General features: G+C 41.4%; 19 protein-coding genes and 2 pseudogenes. 10 read left to right on the top strand and 11 right to left on the bottom strand.

Annotated elements, in window-relative coordinates; genetic code table 11:
- Positions 1-79: 79 nt before the first annotated feature.
- Both Q1K78_RS00365 and glnA read right to left on the bottom strand, forming a co-directional pair.
- Positions 80-616, bottom strand: coding sequence for a DUF4124 domain-containing protein (locus Q1K78_RS00365; protein ID WP_300173168.1), 537 nt, complete (start codon positions 614-616; stop codon positions 80-82).
- Positions 617-732: 116 nt separating this feature from the next.
- Positions 733-2,142: a glutamate--ammonia ligase gene (gene glnA, locus Q1K78_RS00360; RefSeq protein ID WP_300173166.1), complete on the bottom strand. Its 1,410-nt coding sequence runs from the start codon at positions 2,140-2,142 to the stop codon at positions 733-735.
- Positions 2,143-2,701: 559 nt separating this feature from the next.
- Between glnA and typA the strand changes: the two genes are divergently transcribed.
- The 4 genes from typA (at position 2,702) to Q1K78_RS00340 (ending at position 7,173) form a co-directional block, all read left to right on the top strand.
- Positions 2,702-4,537: a translational GTPase TypA gene (gene typA, locus Q1K78_RS00355; RefSeq protein ID WP_300173163.1), complete on the top strand. Its 1,836-nt coding sequence runs from the start codon at positions 2,702-2,704 to the stop codon at positions 4,535-4,537.
- Positions 4,538-4,722: 185 nt separating this feature from the next.
- Positions 4,723-5,655, top strand: coding sequence for a virulence factor BrkB family protein (locus tag Q1K78_RS00350; protein ID WP_300173160.1), 933 nt, complete (start codon positions 4,723-4,725; stop codon positions 5,653-5,655).
- On the top strand, positions 5,627-6,061 hold the full coding sequence (dtd, locus tag Q1K78_RS00345) for a D-aminoacyl-tRNA deacylase (protein WP_300173157.1): 435 nt from the start codon (positions 5,627-5,629) through the stop codon (positions 6,059-6,061). Before Q1K78_RS00350 ends, dtd begins: the two co-directional genes overlap by 29 nt.
- Positions 6,062-6,273: 212 nt before the next feature.
- Positions 6,274-7,173: a bifunctional GNAT family N-acetyltransferase/hotdog fold thioesterase gene (locus Q1K78_RS00340; RefSeq protein ID WP_300173154.1), complete on the top strand. Its 900-nt coding sequence runs from the start codon at positions 6,274-6,276 to the stop codon at positions 7,171-7,173.
- Positions 7,174-7,296: 123 nt separating this feature from the next.
- Here Q1K78_RS00340 and trmH read toward each other — a convergent pair whose 3' ends face one another.
- The 4 genes from trmH to gmk form a co-directional block, all read right to left on the bottom strand.
- Entirely contained in the window at positions 7,297-7,983 is a 687-nt protein-coding gene (trmH, locus tag Q1K78_RS00335) for a tRNA (guanosine(18)-2'-O)-methyltransferase TrmH (RefSeq protein WP_300173151.1), read from the bottom strand.
- A 117-nt stretch (positions 7,984-8,100) separates the two neighbouring features.
- Positions 8,101-10,227: a bifunctional GTP diphosphokinase/guanosine-3',5'-bis pyrophosphate 3'-pyrophosphohydrolase gene (gene spoT / locus Q1K78_RS00330; protein ID WP_300173148.1), complete on the bottom strand. Its 2,127-nt coding sequence runs from the start codon at positions 10,225-10,227 to the stop codon at positions 8,101-8,103.
- A gap of 53 nt (positions 10,228-10,280) precedes the next feature.
- Positions 10,281-10,553, bottom strand: coding sequence for a DNA-directed RNA polymerase subunit omega (rpoZ, locus tag Q1K78_RS00325; protein ID WP_300173145.1), 273 nt, complete (start codon positions 10,551-10,553; stop codon positions 10,281-10,283).
- A gap of 108 nt (positions 10,554-10,661) precedes the next feature.
- A complete protein-coding gene (gene gmk, locus Q1K78_RS00320; RefSeq protein ID WP_300173142.1) occupies positions 10,662-11,285 on the bottom strand; it encodes a guanylate kinase in 624 nt (207 codons plus the stop codon).
- Positions 11,286-11,526: 241 nt separating this feature from the next.
- On the opposite strand from gmk, the gene Q1K78_RS00315 reads away from it, so the two are divergent.
- The 3 genes and pseudogenes from Q1K78_RS00315 to Q1K78_RS00305 all read left to right on the top strand — a co-directional run bounded on the left by Q1K78_RS00315 (position 11,527) and on the right by Q1K78_RS00305 (position 13,659).
- Entirely contained in the window at positions 11,527-11,955 is a 429-nt protein-coding gene (locus Q1K78_RS00315; protein ID WP_300173139.1) for a phosphate-starvation-inducible PsiE family protein, read from the top strand.
- A 112-nt stretch (positions 11,956-12,067) separates the two neighbouring features.
- Positions 12,068-12,358, top strand: a complete 291-nt coding sequence (locus Q1K78_RS00310) for a helix-turn-helix transcriptional regulator (RefSeq protein WP_300173136.1) — start codon at positions 12,068-12,070, stop codon at positions 12,356-12,358.
- Positions 12,348-13,659 (top strand): annotated as a pseudogene (locus Q1K78_RS00305) (type II toxin-antitoxin system HipA family toxin). Before Q1K78_RS00310 ends, Q1K78_RS00305 begins: the two are co-directional and overlap by 11 nt.
- 204 nt (positions 13,660-13,863) lie before the next feature.
- Here the strand turns inward: Q1K78_RS00305 and Q1K78_RS00300 are convergent.
- A pseudogene (locus Q1K78_RS00300) lies at positions 13,864-13,929 on the bottom strand (DUF1732 domain-containing protein); the annotation flags it as partial.
- A gap of 70 nt (positions 13,930-13,999) precedes the next feature.
- On the opposite strand from Q1K78_RS00300, the gene Q1K78_RS00295 reads away from it, so the two are divergent.
- Positions 14,000-14,602, top strand: a complete 603-nt coding sequence (locus Q1K78_RS00295; protein ID WP_300173133.1) for a TetR/AcrR family transcriptional regulator — start codon at positions 14,000-14,002, stop codon at positions 14,600-14,602.
- Between the two features lie 66 nt (positions 14,603-14,668).
- Here the strand turns inward: Q1K78_RS00295 and Q1K78_RS00290 are convergent, their stop codons facing one another.
- From Q1K78_RS00290 to Q1K78_RS00280, 3 genes are all read right to left on the bottom strand, one after another.
- Complete coding sequence (locus Q1K78_RS00290) at positions 14,669-16,204, bottom strand: MFS transporter (RefSeq protein ID WP_300173130.1); 1,536 nt, start codon at positions 16,202-16,204, stop codon at positions 14,669-14,671.
- A gap of 6 nt (positions 16,205-16,210) precedes the next feature.
- A complete protein-coding gene (locus Q1K78_RS00285) occupies positions 16,211-17,224 on the bottom strand; it encodes an HlyD family secretion protein (RefSeq protein ID WP_300173127.1) in 1,014 nt (337 codons plus the stop codon).
- A gap of 244 nt (positions 17,225-17,468) precedes the next feature.
- Positions 17,469-18,332, bottom strand: coding sequence for a YicC/YloC family endoribonuclease (locus tag Q1K78_RS00280; RefSeq protein ID WP_300173124.1), 864 nt, complete (start codon positions 18,330-18,332; stop codon positions 17,469-17,471).
- A gap of 199 nt (positions 18,333-18,531) precedes the next feature.
- Between Q1K78_RS00280 and rph the strand changes: the two genes are divergently transcribed.
- Together rph and pyrE are read left to right on the top strand one after the other, a co-directional pair.
- Positions 18,532-19,248, top strand: coding sequence for a ribonuclease PH (gene rph / locus Q1K78_RS00275; protein WP_300173122.1), 717 nt, complete (start codon positions 18,532-18,534; stop codon positions 19,246-19,248).
- Between the two features lie 88 nt (positions 19,249-19,336).
- Positions 19,337-19,978 (top strand): orotate phosphoribosyltransferase, encoded by a 642-nt coding sequence (gene pyrE, locus Q1K78_RS00270; protein WP_300173119.1) that lies wholly within the window; start codon positions 19,337-19,339, stop codon positions 19,976-19,978.
- A 33-nt stretch (positions 19,979-20,011) separates the two neighbouring features.
- On the opposite strand, the gene Q1K78_RS00265 is transcribed toward pyrE, so the two are convergent.
- Positions 20,012-20,749 (bottom strand): ParA family protein, encoded by a 738-nt coding sequence (locus Q1K78_RS00265; protein WP_300173115.1) that lies wholly within the window; start codon positions 20,747-20,749, stop codon positions 20,012-20,014.
- Positions 20,750-20,847: the final 98 nt, after the last annotated feature.

The raw sequence follows: 20,847 nt of genomic DNA, 5'->3' as shown, positions 1-20,847 counted from the left end.
TCCTTAATAGAAAAATCAACCACTGCACCATTATAGTGCATCAAGCCTTACCTGTCAGAAAGGAACGATGAAAATTCCTTTAATTTACAGAAGGGCGATGCAGGTAAATCGTAATAATAAGAGATGATGCAATTCTCTTGCCGTCTTTAAGAGCAACCACGGTGATAAGGTGAGTACCTCGGTTTACGTTTTTTAGTGTCCATTCTGTTGATGTTTGAGGCAAACCATAGGGAGAACCATCTAAGAGTAATTGTAGCTTTTCATTACTATGGAGTTTACGTGTGAGTGTGGTTAATACCGTAATGTGACCTCGAGAGCTACGGATTGTGTCTTCTTGTTCGAGGTTGTTGATTGAGATGGCTAAGCTTGTGTGTTTATTTTCAGTCGAGTTGGGTATGGATTTTTTTTGTGTAATTTCCTTTGGTTGCAATGGGTTAACGGATGGGATTTCTATTGTCTCTGTTGGTGATAGAGAGAGGTGAGTTACTGGGAGCGTTTCGGTGGGTGGGTAATCACTAAAGTGCCGAGAGCCTTTACTGTCTTCCCATGTGTACACGGTATTAGCAAGACTCGGTGTGGAGAATAAGATAAAAAACATCAAATAGTTATAAAGCAAAGTATCACCATGACATTGGTATTGTACCAATATAAAAAAGGCTCGCCTGTGAAGCGAGCCTAAAAAATAATGCCAAACTACGTACTCAATACATTGAGTGTAGAGAGGGAGTGAAATTATACAGAGTAGTACATTTCAAACTCAAGTGGGTGAACCGCCGTGTTGATTGCTTCAACATCTTGATACTTAAGTTTGATGTAAGAATCAATAAAATCACTAGAGAAAACACCACCTGCGGTTAAGAACTCACGGTCCTCATCAAGTGCTTTTAATGCGATATCTAGAGATTCAGCTACTTTTGGAATTTCAGCTGCTTCTTCTGCTGGAAGGTCGTATAGATCTTTATCCATTGCTTCGCCAGGGTGGATCTTGTTCTTAATACCGTCAAGACCAGCCATTAGCATTGCTGAGTAGCTTAAGTATGGGTTTGCTGCTGGGTCACCAAAACGAACTTCGATACGACGAGCTTTCGGGCTTGGTACCACAGGGATACGGATAGACGCTGAACGGTTACGAGCAGAATATGCAAGCATTACCGGTGCTTCAAAGCCAGGAACAAGACGCTTGTATGAGTTAGTTGTTGGGTTAGCAAATGCGTTGATAGCACGAGCGTGTTTAATGATACCGCCAATGAAGAAGATAGCCATTTCTGATAGGCCGCCGTACTTATCGCCAGCAAATAAGTTTTGTCCATCTTTGTTCAATGACATATGAACGTGCATGCCTGAACCGTTGTCACCAACAAGAGGTTTTGGCATGAAAGTCGCTGTTTTACCGTAAGCGTGAGCTACGTTATGAACAACATACTTATAGATTTGAGTTTCATCTGCTTTGTTTGTTAGCGTGTTGAAGCGTGTTGCGATCTCATTTTGACCCGCAGTTGCTACTTCGTGGTGATGTGCTTCAACAACAAGGCCCATTTCTTCCATGATTAAACACATAGCAGAACGGATATCTTGAGATGAATCAACAGGAGCGACTGGAAAGTAACCGCCTTTAACGCCAGGACGGTGACCTTTGTTGCCGCCTTCGTATTCAGTACCTGAGTTCCACGCGGCTTCGATATCATCAATCTTAAAGAAAGAACCTGACATATCAGTGCTAAAGCGAACGTCATCAAATAGGAAGAATTCTGGTTCTGGACCGACTAAAACCGTGTCAGCAAGACCTGTCGAGCGTAAGTAGTCTTCAGAGCGTTTTGCAATTGAGCGAGGGTCACGATCGTAACCTTGCATTGTCGTTGGTTCAAGGATATCACAACGAATATTTAGGGTTGCATCAGCTGTGAATGGGTCAAGAACCGCACTTGCAGCATCTGGCATCATTACCATGTCAGATTCATTAATGCCTTTCCAGCCTGCAACTGAAGAACCATCAAACATTTTGCCGTCTTCGAAGAAGTCTGCATCAACTTGATGAGAAGGAATTGAGATATGTTGCTCTTTACCTTTTGTATCGGTAAAGCGTAAATCAATAAATTTTACTTCGTTTTCTTGAATTAGAGCTAATACGTTTTCTACTGACATGTAGGGTAACCTCCGATGTTATAATATAAATATTGGCCAGCTAAGCTGTTATTTACTATATAGCTAGAACTGTGCCAAAAGTAATAATCCTTTAATATTAATGACTTGGCTGGTTTTTTATCGCAAGAAGACTTGCTTTTGCACCAAGTTGGACTCTAGTTGCACCAATATTGTGCAGATAAAGAAAGTTGGTGGATAAAAAATTAATTCGTCATTAATTACTTCTATTTTCTATTCAGCAGTGAAACGCCATATTTGTCAATAAAATTCCCTAATAAAATTCTTAGGAAATTAAATGGGTATTAGTTAACTTACTGATAAGAAACTGTTTTTGTTTTTTGTTAGAAAAAATAAAGCGACGAAGATAATTATCTATATTTTTACTGTTTTGGTTATATTTTCAGCATTTTTGTGGGCTTGATTGAATAAATTGAAAAAAAATTGTGTCTTCAATCACATATTTCGTGGGTTTTGCTCTAAAATCTGTTAAATTATTGACCGTTTTTAAACCAAAGTAGCGCCAATGGTGGCTCTACCCGCTCTGAGTGAATTTGAATCCATGTCTACTCCACAGATTGATAAACTAAGAAATATCGCAATTATTGCGCACGTTGACCACGGTAAAACAACACTGGTTGATAAGCTATTACAACAATCAGGCACACTAGAATCATCTCGTGGTGAGACTGAAGAACGCGTAATGGACTCGAACGACATCGAGAAAGAGCGTGGTATTACGATCCTTGCTAAAAATACAGCAATTAACTGGAACGATTACCGCATCAACATCGTAGATACTCCTGGACACGCCGATTTCGGTGGTGAAGTTGAGCGTATTATGTCTATGGTTGATTCTGTTCTTCTTATCGTAGATGCAGTTGACGGTCCAATGCCTCAAACGCGTTTCGTTACACAAAAAGCATTCGCACATGGTCTTAAGCCAATCGTTGTTATCAACAAGATTGACCGCCCTGGTGCTCGTCCTGATTGGGTTATGGATCAAATCTTTGACCTATTCGACAACCTAGGCGCAACTGATGAGCAACTAGACTTCACTACTGTTTACGCATCAGCACTTAACGGCTGGGCTACAATGGAAGAAGGCGTAGTTGGCGAGAACATGGAACCATTGTTCCAAGCTGTAGTTGATACAGTAGATGCGCCAAACGTAGACATCGATGGTGCTCTACAAATGCAAGTTTCTCAACTTGATTACAACTCTTATGTTGGTGTAATCGGTGTTTGTCGTGTTACTCGTGGTTCTGTAAAAGCAAACCAACAAGTAACTATCGTTGGTGCTGATGGCAAACAACGTAACGGTAAAGTAGGTACAGTTCTTGGTTACCTAGGTCTAGACCGTCACGAAGTTGAAGCTGGTAATGCAGGCGACATCATTGCAATTACAGGTCTTGGTGAACTGAAAATTTCAGACACAATCTGTGATGTAAACAACGTTGAAGCGATGACTCCACTGTCTGTTGATGAACCAACAGTAACAATGACTTTCCAAGTAAACAACTCTCCTTTTGCTGGTAAAGAAGGTAAGTTCGTTACTTCACGTAACATCCTTGAACGTCTAGAAAAAGAACTAGTTCACAACGTAGCACTACGTGTTGAACAAGCGTCAGATCCAGATAAATTCCGCGTATCAGGCCGTGGTGAACTTCACCTATCTATCCTGATCGAAAACATGCGTCGTGAAGGTTTCGAGCTAGCAGTATCTCGTCCAGAAGTTATCATCAAAAAAGATGAAAACGGCAACCTAACAGAACCGTTTGAAACCGTAACTATCGATGTTATGGAAGAGCACCAAGGTTCAATCATGGAAAATATCGGTATCCGTAAGGGTGAACTAACGGATATGGCTCCTGATGGTAAAGGCCGTATTCGTATGGACTTCATGATGCCTTCTCGTGGTCTTATCGGTTTCCAAACTGAATTCCTAACAATGACTTCTGGTTCTGGTCTAATCTACCACTCATTTGATCACTACGGTCCACACAAAGGCGGCGAAATTGGCCAACGTGCTAACGGCGTATTAATCTCGAACGGTATGGGTAAAGCAGTAACTTACTCTCTATTCAACCTTCAAGAGCGTGGTCGTCTATTTGCTGAACACGGTGACGAAGTATACGAAGGTCAAATCATCGGCATTCATAACCGTGCAAACGATCTGACTATCAACTGTCTACGTGGTAAGCAACTGACTAACGTACGTGCATCTGGTACTGATGAAGCACAAACGCTTTCTCCTGCTATTAAGTACACTCTGGAGCAAGCTCTAGAATTCATCGATGATGATGAGCTAGTAGAAGTAACACCAGCAAGCATCCGTATCCGTAAGCGTCATCTTACAGAGAACGATCGTAAGCGTGCAGGTCGTGGTCCTAAGTAATTATTAATTTTTGATTTAGCTTTATTGTTAAATTGTAAATTGAATAAATATCAAATCCCTTTGTAGGCAACTGCAAAGGGATTTTTTTATCTGCTATGATGTAATACCAATGACAGTAATAAATAGATCATCTAAGTAATTACATTGGTATAAAAAACATAAATTAGAGTTCAGAGATAAAATAGATGGAAGAACAAGTTAAGCACAAGCTAAGGATTAGCTGGTCCTATTTACTTTTTTTAAAACAGCGAATTATTCACGATAGACTCACAGTAAGTGCAGGTTACATGGCTTACATTACCTTGTTGTCGTTGGTGCCATTGGTGACGGTTCTACTTTCGGTGTTGTCTCAGTTTCCTATTTTTTCTGGAGCAGGAGAGACAATACAAGCGTTTGTTATTCAAAACTTTGTTCCAGCCGCCAGTGATGCGGTTGAAGCGAGCCTGAAAGAGTTTATTTCTAACACCGGGAAAATGACCGCGGTGGGCTCTGGCTTTTTATTTGTAGCCTCTGTGATGTTGATATCAGCAATTGATCGCAGCCTGAACTACATTTGGCGAGTGAAAAAAAAGCGCCGTCAGATGTATTCATTCTCACTGTATTGGATGATTTTAACGTTAGGCCCCTTACTGGTAGGCGCAAGCTTAGCTGCTACATCGTATTTGACCTCATTAAAAATCATGGACGATGAAATAGTATCGAGTTTTTATCGGACTTTGCTAGGTTGGCTGCCTATCATATTGTCATTTTCAGCATTTGTTGGTTTGTATTTATTCGTTCCAAATAAAAAAATAAAAGTCAAACACGCTTTGGTGGGAGCAATATCTGCTGGGTGTTTGTTTGAAATCAGCAAGATTGTGTTTGCTCAATACATTACGCAATTTCCATCTTATGAAGTCATCTATGGTGCCTTAGCCGCCGTACCTATTTTGTTTGTTTGGGTTTATTTGTGCTGGATTATCGTTTTAATTGGTGCCGAGATTACCGCAAGCTTAGGGGAATTTGACGAGTGGTTAGCAGGGAAAGTCGGTACTAACGTATTGCAATCAGATATTACAGCATTAACCAAACAGCAAGGATTTATAGAAAGTGATAGCACTGATCCAGAGAGTAAGTGAAGCCGCCGTAAAAGTTGATGGCGAGATCACAGGTGAGATTAATCAAGGGTTATTAATTTTACTGGGTGTAGAAAGAGAAGATGATGAAGCCAAAGCAAAGCGCTTAATGGAGCGAGTTCTGACTTATCGAATTTTTGAAGATGATGACGGTAAGATGAACTTAAATGTGCAACAAGTGAATGGTAGTGTATTGGTGGTTTCACAATTCACATTACCCGCGGATACTAAAAAAGGCACGCGTCCTGGTTTCTCTAAAGGCGCTAACCCAGTAGACGCTGAACGCTTGTATGATTATTTTTCAGATTTATGTGAAGAGAAATTAAATACGCAAAGAGGCCGATTTGCGGCGGACATGAAGGTGTCATTAGTGAATGATGGGCCAGTGACGTTTTGGTTACAGGTGTAGAGCAGGGACTAGGTCAAGAACTAGCAGCGTATAATCAAGGTAGATTGGTATTTAATTCTACCTGTATCGCAATAACCCCTCCCTAACCCTCCCCTTGTTAAGGGGAGGGAACAGTATTGTGAACGCTGAAATCACAACGATCACTCCTGAACTCAGCAAGGGAGCTTGCGACCGATCTGAACTCTCGTTTCAACAACAATAAAAGGATTTATATGTTTCGATTGATCACCCCAACCACAGACGCTGAACTTAACGCCTACTACCATTTTCGTTGGCAAGTATTGCGTGAACCTTTGCGTCAGCCTGTTGGCTCAGAGCGTGATGCGTATGATGATACAAGTCAGCATCGAATGATCCTAGATGGTCGAGGACAGCCGATAGCGGTAGGGCGTTTGTATTTAACCCCCGATAATGACGGCCAAATTCGCTATATGGCGGTTTCATCAAGTTATCGAGGGAAAGGCATAGGTGCACTGATAATGGTCGCCCTAGAGTCTTACGCGCGCCAAGAAGGGGCAAAGCGGTTAGTGTGTAATGCTCGTGAAGAGGCAATTCCGTTTTATGTTCGAAATGGATTTGAAAGCCAAGGCGAGCTAACTGATGAGCGAGGCCCTATTCGCCATCAACAAATGCTCAAGCAACTTGACCCTCTTGCTGATGTGTTACGTCGTCCAGATTGGTGCGCAGAATTACAAGGCCGCTGGGAAAATGAAATCCCAATCAGTGACAAAATGGGCATTAAAATCACCCAATATACGGGCTATCGATTTGAAGTCAGTGCGGTTTTAAATGCCAACCTTAATCCTCACAATACCATGTTTGCAGGCAGCATATTTACTATGGGAACGTTAACTGCATGGGGAATGGTGTGGTTATTACTCAAAGAGCGTGGTTTGGACTCAGCTAGCATTATGTTAGTTGATAGTCATATTCGTTATCGTCAGCCTATTACTGAAAATCCGAAAGGCATTACGTCGTTGAATTGCTTACAAGGTGATTTCGACCGTTTGAAATCAGGTAAACGAGCGCGTGTAAAAGTAACGGTTGCTTTGTGTAATGGTGACACGCCTGCGGCTGAGTTTTCAGGAACGTTTATGTTGATGAGAAACTAGACCCCTCCCTAACCCTCCCCTTATTAAGGGGAGGGAACAGTACTGTGATCGCTGCGGTTACAACGATCACCCCTGAACTCTGCAAGGGAGCTTGCGACCGATCTGAACCCTAAGTTTTTACTCTTATTTCGCCTGCATCGCTGCCCACCATGCCTCATCCGCAACAATCTGTCCCGTTCCATCTAATTGAGGGTAAGGCAGCTTCTTACGTTTTGCGACACGAGCAAGCACGGGGTGGCCACGTTCAAACAAGACATTATTAATATACTCTGCTGGCAACGCACTCTCTTCACGGTCATACATCCCCGCCAAATCACGCTGACGCTGTGCTTCATATAAAATCAAGGCACTGGCTACAGATACATTTAACGACTGCACCATACCAACCATAGGAATGATAATGTCATGGTCAGCCATTGCTAATGCTTTTTTGCTGATGCCCGTTTTTTCACTGCCCAGAATAATAGCCGTTGGTTTGGTGTAATCGATGTCACGAAAATCAACCGCAGTATCAGACAAGTTAGTCGCAAGGATCTGCATGCCTTGGGCTTTCAATACCGCAAACGCCTCGTCAATGTTCTTATGTGTTTCAACTTCAACCCAATTGCGTGCGCCAGCAGACGTATGAGCCAAGGTTTTCATTTGTTCAGTTGGCCAAACCGCGTGAACTTTATGTACACCTGTGGCGTCAGCAGTACGAATAATGGCAGAGACATTATTAGGTTTATGCACTTCTTCTAAGCAAAGCGTAAGATCAGTTTGACGAGATTTTAATACAGAAGTAATTCGTTGATAGCGTTCTAGGTTCATGATTTTAATTTCTTGAGATAGGTGAGAGGGGCTAGGGATAAGTAAGGGGGAAGCTAGCTATACGCTGCGCTGACTATATCGGCACTTATAGTCTCTAGTTAGCGTAGCGTATAGTTTCTAGTTCTTATGTCTACGAACTTTCAGCACGTGCGACATAACACGAATACGACGCATAATTTCCGCTAAGTGCGTACGATCTTTTGTCGTTAATTCGACAGTCACCGTATATAAACGACCATCTTTTTCTTCGGTAGTGATGCCACGGATATTGGACCCAGTGCTCGCAATTACATTAGCTAAGTCCGCTAATACACCTTGATGATTTTGAATGTCAATATTTAATGCGGTTGTGAATTCTTGATCGAACTCATCTGCCCATTCAACCCCCATGTATTTATCAAGTTCTTTTTGATAGCCACGAACGTTAGCACATTCTTCCATGTGAACCACAAGGCCACGGCCAGGGCTTACATGAGCAATAATGTGATCACCAGGAATAGGACGACAACAGTTAGCAAATGTCAGTAAGATCCCATCAGCACCACGGATTGGTAATTTCTTACCCGTCGAGGTTTCAATGTTTGATGGATTTTGCTCTGTCAGTTCATCAGCATCACCAAGGAGACGACGAGCAACAACAATGCTCATTAACTCACCAAGACCAATGGCTGCAAGTAAATCATCCAGCTCTGCCAGTTTTAGATCAGAGAGAACATGGTTGATGTTCTCTTGTGAAACATCATCCAGCGACAAGTTATGGCCCAGTGCGTGGTTAAGTAGACGGCGACCTAAAATCACAGAGTCTTCTTTACGCATTGTTTTAAGCACTTGGCGGATCTTGGTACGAGCTTTCGACGTCACTACATAGTTTAACCAAGCCGCATTTGGACGCGCCCCTGGAGCACTAATGATCTCAACCGTTTGACCACTCTTCAGCGGTTTACTTAACGGATAAGGTTGACGGTCAACACGAGAGCCAACACAGCTGTTACCAACATCAGAGTGAACAGCATAGGCGAAATCAACCGCAGTTGCTCCCACCGGCAATTCAAAAATACGCCCTTTAGGGGTGAAAACGTAAATTTCGTTCGGGAATAAATCCGATTTTACATTTTCAATAAATTCAAATGAGCTACCTGCGCTTTGTTGCAGTTCAAGCAAGCTTTGCATCCAACGTTGAGCGCGGATCTGTGCTGTAGTACTTGAATTATCACCGTCTTTATAAGACCAGTGAGCCGCCACACCTTTATTTGCCATTTGTTCCATATCTTCAGTACGGATCTGAACTTCAACAGGGACCCCGTGAGGACCTACCATTGAGGTATGAAGAGATTGGTAACCATTGGCTTTTGGTACGGCAATGTAATCTTTAATGCGACCAGGACGAGGTTTATAGATGCCATGCACCTGACCCAATGCACGATAACAGGTATCGATATTGTCGGTAATTACACGGAATGCATAGATATCCATAATGGTATGGAAGCGCTGTTCTTTATTTTTCATCTTATGATAAATAGCAAACAGGTTTTTCTCACGACCCACAACTCGACCTTTAATGCCAGCCTCAGCAAGGCGGCCTTCGATCTCTGAGTGGATTTTTTGGATCATCTCTTTACGATTACCACGAGCCGATTTTACTACTTTCTTCAATACGCGATAGCGATTTGGGTAAAGGGCTTCAAAACCTAACTCTTCAAGTTCAGTTTTAATATTGTGGATACCAAGGCGATGCGCCAAAGGAGAGAAAATTTCTAAGGTTTCACGAGCGATACGACGGCGTTTATCAGGGCGTAGGGCACCCAATGTGCGCATATTGTGAGTACGGTCAGCAAGTTTGATCAAAATAACGCGGATGTCTTGCACCATCGCCATGACCATTTTTCGGAAGTTTTCGGCCTGTGCTTCTTTTTTATCGCGGAACTTAAGTTTGTCCAGCTTAGAAACGCCATCCACTAATTCAGCAACGGTATCGCCAAATTGTTCTGCTAGCTCTTCCTTGCTAACCTCAGTGTCTTCAATAACATCATGAAGTAGTGCAGCCATTAGCGTTTTATGGTCGAGTCGCATTTCTGCAAGGATCCGAGCCACAGCTACTGGGTGAATGATATAAGGTTCGCCACTTGAGCGAGTCTGCCCTTCATGGGCCTCTTTTGCTACCAGATAAGATCGACGAAGAGCCTCAATGTGAGGCTCTGGCAGGTAATCTTTGGCAACATCTTTCAGGCTATCGAATAAATCCAAATTTCGCCCCGTCAGGTATGCTTTAATTTATAATCTATAAAAGATTATAGAGATTAACGATTGTGAGTGATTGAGCTAACTGCTGCTAATTCAGCGGCATCTTGCTCTTGTTGCTCTTGACGTTCACGAGCATCAAGTAGATCTTTTGTGATCAGGCCTTCTTCAATTTCACGAAGAGCGATAACAGTTGGTTTATCGTTCTCTTCAGGCACTAGCGCATCTTTACCGCCAGTTTGTAGTTGGCGTGCGCGACGAGATGATACTAAAACAAGGTCGAAACGGTTGCCGATTTTCGCAACTGCGTCTTGAACGGTTACACGTGCCATGAGGACTCCAATTTATTAACAAAAATAGTTATATGATGAGAAAGTATACAAGTAACCCGCAGAAGTTTCTAGCTAGGGTTACGAGATACTAATAGAAATACGAAGAAATTAGTCTGCTAACAGTGCATCTAACATGCCTTTGTATTTCATTGTTTGTTTGTCTTGCTTTAAGCGCTCTGCACGAATAATAGAACGAAAGTCCATTTGTGCAGTATCAAAGTCATCATTAATGATCACATAATCATATTCATCATAATGTGATATTTCTGACTTTGCTTCACTCATGCGCTTAGCAATAACAGCATCGCTGTCTTGACCACGTGCATTTAAGCGTCGTTCTAATTCCCCGTTTGATGGAGGAAGAATAAACACACTTTTTGCTAAAGGCATTTGTTCACGAATTTGACGGGCACCTTGCCAATCAATATCTAAGAACACATCAATGCCTTTATCAAGAGTTTCTTCGATCCATACGCGAGAAGTACCATAGTAGTTACCAAATACTTCTGCATATTCTAGGAATTCATTTTTTTCGATCAGATCTTCAAAATGCTCTTTCTGCATAAAATGGTAATGAACACCATCTGATTCTCCTGGGCGCATACCACGAGTAGTATGAGACACCGAGACTTTCATAGCATAAGTTGGGTTGCTTTCTAACAGTGCCGAGATCAAACTCGACTTACCAGCACCACTTGGCGCTGACACAATATAAAGTGTACCTTTACTCATGATAGATTCTCTTGGGAGTAATGACATTTCTCTCTAAAATTACCTTTTAAAAGTAAAATAAAGATGAATGCGAAGCATAGAAAATTGGGTGGCGAAGAATAGCACAATTAAGAATTAATTTGAATGAAATAAATACACTAATTGAAATAATAATTTTGTGTTAACTTGGCTTAGCACTATCATTAGATCGTAAACAATTAATTATCATCCTTATTACAGCTACCATGGCGGAAAACCTCTTATGCCTTCTCATCTACCCAAGTCGTTTAGTAAACCTTTCTTAAAAGTATTCCATATATTAGAAGCAGTGTTATTGGTAGCCATCACGTTAGCTACCTTATTTGCCATGATGAATGAATTTGTTCATGTTTTTTCAGAAAAGCAAATTCAATTGACTGATATATTGTTGATGTTTATCTATCTTGAAGTGCTCGCGATGGTGCAGCAATTTGTGATGAACGGTAAGATCCCAGTGCGTTACCCTATCTATATCGCGATGATGGCGATTGCTCGTTATATTACATTAGGTATGAAGGAGTTAGACGCTGTATTAGTGGTATGGTTAGCGCTCGCCGCCTTTATTTTAGCCGCGGCAACGTTATTGATCCGAGCGGGGCATTATTATTGGCCGTATGAGGTTCATGAGAACAGTAAAAAATATGATGAGTAATACCAATTCCAGTAATTATCTGATAGTTATTCATATTTCGATGGACATTATTGTGCCTATTAATTTTAAAATAACGCTACAATAGACATTATTGTATCCACTTTGGTTGCGTATGAACTTTTCACTTTTAGATGATACCGATGTAAGCCAAGCTTTTGCTACTCATTTGCGGGGCTTGCGTAAACAAGCGAAGCTATCGCGAGAGTCGCTAGCCCAGCGTAGTTGTGTACCGGCTTCGACCATAAAAAAGTTTGAACTCACCGGACAAATTTCATTTCGTCAGTTACTGCTTTTGTGGCAGTCGCTGGACTCACTAGACAGGCTTTATCAACTGACACAAACAACGGCTGACCGTACCGCTTTACCGACCAGTATAGAAGAGGTGCTTAAAGATGAGCTTTAAATCCATTCAAAAGTTGAATGTGGAGCGCACTCTCACAACGGGCGAAACTGTATCGGTGGGTATATTAGCGCAAAACCGCCAAGGTGTTTTCTTTCAGTATGATGACATTTACCTAAGCACGTTTGGCAATTTATCCCCTTTATACTCTTCAAGGAGATGTGCGCTTACAGCAAGCACCGAAAGTGCCACACCAAGGCATTCACGGTGTTTTTGGTGATAGTCTTCCCGATGGTTGGGGTTTGTTGTTGCAAGATCGTGTGTTCCGCCAACAAGGTATTTTACCTGCGCAAGTGACAGCAATGGATAGACTGGCTTTTGTTGGCCAGCAAGGTATGGGGGCATTGTCTTTTACGCCTATATCAGAGCTCTCATTAGATCAGCGTTCAGATATTGATTTGGAAACACTTGGGCTTGAAGCCCAAACCTTGTTCGACCAGTCCCTCTCTGATGAGTTAGACGGTAGCACTCAGCAAGTGTTAGCAACGTTGGTAGTAGTCGGTAGCTCCGGCGGTGCCCGCCCTAAAGCGCAAATTTACATGCCTGCTGGCGACGCGACGCAATGCCGTACCTATTCACAGCCTGGCGATGAAGCATGGTTAGTTAAGTTTACTTCGAAGAACTTAGCATTGGGCCACGAAGAGGGTTTGTGTGAAGCCGTTTATTTACAAATGGCTGAAAAAGCAAAATGTCAGCCACCGAGCTGGCAGCTAATTGAAGCACCAGCAAGCAGTGGCGCTAAAGCATGGCTTGCGTTAAAGCGCTTCGATTACTTACCCGCGCATGAGAAGGCTGGACGTTTACATATGCACAGTGCTTGCGGCTTATTGGATGCCGACTTCCGAAGTCCTAGCTTAGACTACAGCGATCTTATTAAAGCCAGCCGTCAACTGTGTAAATCACCTGCTGCTGGGCAACTTCAATTTCGTCGCGCAATCTTTAACTTGTTTGCAGCGAACCAAGACGATCACAGTAAAAACTGGGGATTTTTACAAGCAGATGATGGAAGTTGGCAACTCGCACCATTTTACGATGTGACGTTTAGTCCTCACCCTTTTAACGAGCATGCAACCGCCTTTGCCGGGTACGGAAAAGCGCCACCACTCAAAGCGATGCAAAAGCTAGCGGCTAGTGCAGGTTTTGCTAATTGGAAGCAAGCACAGCAATGCATTCAAGAGGTCGTTGATGCCATTAGTCGGTTTAGGGTGCTTGCTGAGCAACACGGGGTTAGTAAGACCACTGTGGTCGCGATAGAAAAAATACTCGCAGAGCGTAAGCAAGAAAATGCAGCACTCTTGGTTTGAGATAACGTTTTTTAAGGTGACGTAGCAACAAGATAAATAAGGCGAGTAGATAAAGCATGGAATCAGGTCTAAATTAAACGCCTCCCACCACATTAACCACCAGTTGGTGGTTAATGGTGTATTAAAGAATACGGTGGTGGAAGGTGTTTTAAGGTAAGTTGTTGTATTTTAATTATTTAATGCAATGAAATACAACATTAACTATTACTCAATGTTCTGAATTTGCTCGCGCATTTGTTCGATAAGCACTTTCAGCTCAACGCCAGATGCCGTTACATACTTGTGTTAACTTAAGCAAAATTGTACTGTAGTTAACTCTTTATTTAGGCTAGATTTTGTTATGCGCGTATCTGTTGAAAAGAAAAGAACTCGAATCATCGAAGTGGCAACAACGCTCTTTATTGAGCAAGGGTATAAGAATACGTCACTTGATCAAATCGTCTCAATTTGTGGTGGTTCAAAGCAAACCTTGTATCGTTATTTCTCCAATAAAGAGGGGATGTTTGTCGAAGTTTTAACGCATAACACAAAAAACAGTTTGGAATCTGTTTTTCAGTTGGCAGATAAACATAATGAACCTTTGGAAGAGACGTTAGTCGATTTTTCGAAGAAATATCTGACTGGTATTTGCTCTAATCCAGTGTTATCGCTCTATCGTATTATTTCTGCCGATTTTAATAAGCATGATACGGTGCCAAACCAATTTTGGCAGAAAGGACCACTGCGCATTCATCAATACTTGGTCGAATTTCTAAAAACTGAGCAAGCTGTTCAGCAACTGTCTATTGATAACCATGATTTAGCTTGTAGGCAGCTACTCGCTCTGATTAAGCTTGATTACCAGAATATGGCGCTAATTGGTTTTGATTTTCTCAGTGACGAAGAGTTGGAGATTCATGCAAAACAAGCAGTGAAATCCTTCTTAATGATCTATCAAAGATAAGCGATGTGTTGCCTTAATATATGATATCAAAGGGAGATCGCATTCTCCCTTTGATATTTTCAACGGTTATAAAGTTGCTTCTTGTTTTGCGGCCAGTTTCTTTGAAATTAGTAAGATTGGCGTAAGAGCAATAATGGATATAATGAACACGAGCAGTGAATTACTTAGCGCCAAGGTTGCGGCTTGCTCTTTTACCGCAGAACTAATTTGGCTCATACTCAATGCGGTATTGGGTAATCGTCCGTGTGTCAGAATCGCATTATTCAACGCGTGTTCGTATGCTGCAAAAGAATAATTAGTACGATCCAATGTTCTCCCTATCTCACCTGAAGCTTGTGCGCTGTGATTTTGGATCACCCGTGAAAAAAACGCACCTCCAATCACGCCCCCGATGGTTCTGAATAGGTAGAAGTTCGCTAAGCCCTCCAAATGTTGTCCCGCTTGAAAATACATAAATACTGAAATGGTTACCGAAACATTAAGTAAACCTACGCCAAAGCCTCTTAGTAGCATTGGTAATAGCAAAGATTCTGTTCCGACAACGCTTGGTAATAGGCTGAATTTGTACACAGAGATTAATATCATCAACACACCAAAAGGCACTGCTGCATCGACTAATGGACGACGGAAATAATATAGCAATACGCTCACTAACATTCCCGCTAGCATGGAATAAAATGAGGGAAGCTGAGCATAGCCAGCATTTAAGCTATTGTAATGCATCGCCATCTTCAGGAAGCTACTAAAGAGTATTGAGCTTGCTATCACAGCGAAACCCGCTAAAAAGGCATTGAACATAAAAACATTGGTTTTCAGCTTACTGTGTAATGCGATTGAAGCTGTATTTAATGATTTGGTTCGTATTAACAGATAAATAACTAACAAGCTAAATATGGCTGCAATCATGGTTAGTTGAGATAACCATGTTGAATCAAACCAATTGTAATACCCCCCTCGCATTAAGATAAATACGATCAGGCTCATCGTCACCGCTAATAGTAAATAAACGAATATACTGGACTTCGCTTTGGCTTCTATTTTTATCGGGAGTGGTTTAAATATGATCACCATTATTAAGGCTGAAAAGTACAACCAAGCTGAGACTGCATATAATAAAGACCAATCGTATTTTTCCACAATAGCGGCCACTAGCCATGGGTAAGCCCCCATAGGTAACAATGCTGAAAATATTAAGATTAAGGCAATGAGTGCAGGTAACCAGCGCTGTTCAAAGGTATGAATCAAATAAACATTTATTATCACGGACAGTGAGCTCATGAAAAACCCACTAACTAACCAAGTGATGATGAATAAAGCCTCGTGATTCTTTAGATAACCTAGTAAAAGGCTACTTGCCAACCCAACTATTAACGAAGCATTTAACGATGTTTTTGTTCCTAATTTACGAGCTAAGATTGGTGTAAATATGAAACCGAGTACTTGGGTTATCATGAAGCCTATTTTCGTTAACTCGATTTCATCGGTCGATAAACCAGAACTTGCAGCCATTTCATGAGATAACTCAGTAAACATCACCGAATTAATGCCAAAAGCTGCGATCGCAAATAAAGAGATAATTAACAGTGGAGAATTAGTTTTCATTGGCTGTTAACCTTGTTTTCTTGTATCAATAGAGACTTCTGCTGACAATCCAGGGTAAATACGTAGCTTTAATTCAGCTGGAATATCTAACTCAATACGGACAGGTACACGTTGCACTACTTTGACGAAATTTCCTGTCGCGTTCTGTGGAGGGAGTAAGCTAAATTGAGCCCCGGTCGCTGGAGTAATGGAAGCGACACGACCATGCAAGATGAGGTCTGGGAACATATCCAGAACAATGTCAACGTCTTGTCCCTGCATCACATTTTTTAACTGAGTTTCTTTGAAGTTTGCTTCTACCCAAACATAGTTTGGAACCATTACAATTAGCCCCATTCCTGGCTGTACAAATTTGCCGACCTGCACTTGTCTATCTGCAATATAACCATCAAATGGTGCTCTAACGATCGTTCTTGCTAAAGCGGTATCCATTAAATGTAATTTAGCTTCTGCTTGTTTTATTTGAGCGGAGATCTGTAATTTTTCCGTAACTAAAGAACTTAATTGTTTTTGCTCGGTTGTTAATGTTAATTTTGCCGTCTCTAAGGTACTTTTTGCTTCAATCGAGCGTGTTTTTTGCCCTTCAAATTGATTTTTGCTTACTGATTGCTTTTGTAGAAGACGTGAAATACGTTTGAATTCAGCGAATTGGTACTTTGAATTTGCAGCAACGCTGTGGATGTTATGTTTAGCTTGCTCTATTTTTACTAACTGTATTTCAGTTTTTATTTGATTGGCTTTTAGTGCTGAATTTGCCACATTTAATGCTGATTTAGCGATTTCTTGGTTTGCAACAAAGTCATTATCATCAATTGAAAACAACGGCATCCCTTTCTTGACCCATTGATTGTCTTTAACAAAAAGTTGATTCACTTGTCCTCCTACTTCTGGAGAAATAGCGGTGACATCTGAGTGAATATAAGCATTATCTGTTGTTATATTATGAGGTAAATAGAAGTGCCAACCAGTAGCAAGTAATGAACCCATAATGAGTGATAATGCGATGACTTTTTTTTTCATTTGTTGTACCTCATGCTAAACATGAAACAACTGTACCGTACAGTACAGCTTTGGTAAAGGTAATTTAATATTTATTAATAATCAGTATTTCATAAATAATAAAAACCTCATGGTGTTATCTGTGAGGTTTTTATTAATGATATTTTTCCAATCGTGAGCGTAATATCAATGCGTAAACAAAAAAAAGCCCCTGAAAACAGAGGCTTTGAATATTTATCATCGATAATGAGTATTGTAATAAATATTACTCAATGTTCTGAATTTGCTCACGCATTTGTTCGATAAGCACTTTAAGCTCAACGCCAGAGGCTGTTACATCGGTGCTGATAGATTTAGACGCTAGCGTGTTTGCTTCACGGTTAAATTCTTGCATCATGAAATCAAGTTTACGGCCACAAGCACCGCCTTTATTCATCACCTTAGTGGTTTCTTTTACGTGTGAATCTAAACGGTCTAGCTCTTCAGCCACGTCAGATTTTTGAGCAAGAAGAATAAGTTCTTGTTCAACACGACCTGAATCTAACTCAATTTTCGCATCTTCAAATTTAGTTAGAAGACGGTTACGTTGCCATTCTAAAATCTCAGGCATACGAGCGCGAACTTTTGCTGCTTCTGTCGTGATCGCATCTAAGCGCTGAACGATCAGTGCTTTCATGTTCTCACCTTCGTTTGCACGTGCTTCAACGAAATCATTTACAGCCAGTTCAAATTCCGCCAATAGTTCTTTATTGATTGAATCGAAATCTTGCTCAGGCGCTTCCATCACACCTTGCCATTGCAGAACTTGGAAAGGATTAATACCACCTTCGCCAGATTCAGTTTTTACCCACTGCGCCGCTTTAATTACTTGGCGAGCTAGGTCTTCATTGATTCTTAATTCGCTGCTTGCTGCATTATTTGCTTCAAAGCGTAAGTGACATTCCACTTTACCGCGAGCAAGACGCTTACGAAAACGCTCACGTAATACAGGTTCTAAACCACGGAATTGTTCTGGCATGCGGAAATACGTTTCTAAATAACGTTGGTTTACTGAGCGGATTTCCCACACAGCTGTTCCCCAATCGCCTTTTACTTCGCGGCGTGCGTAAGCTGTCATACTGTAGATCATGTAAGCGTCCTCAAATCATCAATAGGAAGGATGATGAATAAAATATTAGGCATACTATAACAGATAAGCGCTTTAGGAAGTAAGTGGCGCTTATCAAAGAAACAGATGCGGTATCGGATACAGACGACTCATCCTGATTGGTATTATTCTTGGACTTGGGTATAATCGCCGACAATTTGTCATAATCAAGGTATCTGCCATGCGTCCTAGCGGAAGAACAGCTCAGCAAGTCCGTCCAATTACTATTACTCGTAACTTTACTGCTCACGCAGAAGGGTCTGTATTAGTTGAATTTGGTAATACAAAAGTAATTTGTACTGCAAGTGTTGAAGAAAATGTTCCTCGCTGGTTAAAAGGTAAAGGTAAAGGTTGGGTAACGGCTGAATACGGCATGCTACCTCGCGCTACTCACACACGTAACCGTCGTGAAGCAGCAAGTGGTAAGCAAGGTGGTCGTACAATGGAAATCCAACGTCTGATCGCTCGTAGCCTACGTGCTGCTGTTGACCTAGAAGCGCTAGGTGAGCAAATGATCACTGTCGATTGTGATGTTATCCAAGCGGATGGCGGTACACGCACAGCGTCTATTACTGGTGCAAGTGTTGCATTAGCGGACGCAATCAACCACATGATCGCATCAGGTAAGCTGAAAAAGAACCCAATGAAAGGGCACGTTGCTGCTGTTTCTGTAGGTATCTATAAAGGCGAAGCGATTTGTGACCTTGAGTATTTAGAAGATTCAGCCGCTGATACCGACATGAACGTCGTAATGATGGAAGACGGTAAGATGATTGAAGTGCAGGGCACGGCAGAAGAAGCGCCGTTCTCTCATCAGGAATTGTTAGACATGCTGGCTCTGGCGCAACAGGGCATCAATGATATCATTGAGCAGCAGAAAGCGGCGTTGGCCGAATAATTTATTTTTTAATGGCTCCTGATTCAGGGGCTATTTTTTTATCTACATATTATTAAATTTTAAATATATACATAAAGAGAGAATGAAAATGAAAGCATACCAGCGTGAGTTTATTGAATTTGCCCTTGAGAAAGAAGTCCTAAAGTTTGGTGAGTTTACTTTAAAGTCTGGCCGTATAAGCCCATATTTTTTCAACGCTGGTTTATTCAATACCGGCCGTGATTTAGCACGTTTAGGTCGCTTCTACGCAGCCGCATTAGTAGAATCAGGTATTGATTACGATGTGCTATTTGGCCCAGCATACAAAGGTATCCCAATCGCAACGACGACAGCAGTTGCATTGGCAGATCACCACGATACAGATAAACCATACTGCTTTAACCGTAAAGAAGCGAAAAACCACGGTGAAGGCGGTAACTTAGTTGGTAGCGCACTTGAAGGTCGTATCATGCTCGTTGATGACGTGATCACAGCAGGCACCGCGATCCGCGAATCAATGGAAATCATCCAAGCGAACGGTGCAGATTTAGCAGGTGTTCTTGTTGCGATTGACCGTCAAGAGAAAGGCAAAGGCGAATTATCAGCGATTCAAGAAGTAGAGCGTGACTTTGGTTGCTCTATCATCTCAATCGTAAGCCTAACGGACTTAATTTCTTTCTTAGAAGAGAAAGGCGAAAATGCAGAACAACTTGAATCGGTTAAAGCGTACCGTGCTGAATTTGGTATTTAATTCCAAATTAGTGTAATGCATTAAGGTCTGATGTTAATAACGTCTCTTAAGTAAAGAATGATAAGTGGTTGGCTTCGGCTCAGCCACTTTTTCTGTTTCTGGTTCCGTGATTACTGGCGTCATATCGACATCTAACCACTGCTTCACCTTCTGCCATAAAGGGTTATCTAATTCTGGATGGTTAATCAAAAAGCTGTTCTTTTCCGAAAACATATCTTGATAAGCTTTATCTTCAGACATGATCCCAAGTAAGGGGTATTTCATGTGTTGTAATACTTTATAAACAAACTCTGTTCCTTGCTTATTTTCCTTGCAACGAGTGATCACAAACGCCAATTCTACTTTCGTATTTTTAAAAGCTGGTGACTTGATGAGATCCTTAATGAAACCTAACATCGAATGCACATCAATCGGAGAGGGTTGGATAGGAAAGATAATTTTATCTACCATCGAAATATATTTTTCCATCTCGAATTGACTAAAGTTAGACGGTGAATCAATCACGGTAATTCGAGTATCCGCTTCTAATCGCAACGCTAAAGAAAAAGGCACGTTGGATGACGGTAAAAACTTGGTTGTTCTAACTCCCTCGGTTTTATTACCCCAGAAATGACTAGTACCTTGAGGGTCAAGATCAATAATTTCGGTTTTCACGTTTTGATGGGCATAGAAAGACGCCATTGCAATTGCAAAAGTTGATTTGCCAGCCCCCCCTTTACGGTTGATGACAAGAACCTTTTTACACTGTGCTCGTTTATATCCAACTAACATACTTAACTCACTAACTCGGCGGACCAATTATCACTTATTGACTAAGCAATCAATATGCCATGTAAATAACCTGTAGAACTGCATTCTATACGTAAAAT

The sequence above is a fragment of the uncultured Aliivibrio sp. genome, assembly GCF_946479765.1.
In the GTDB taxonomy this organism is placed as follows: Bacteria; Pseudomonadota; Gammaproteobacteria; order Enterobacterales; family Vibrionaceae; genus Aliivibrio.
The sequence above is the reverse complement of the archived record's forward strand: the minus strand, read 5'-3'. Positions and strand labels throughout refer to the sequence as shown.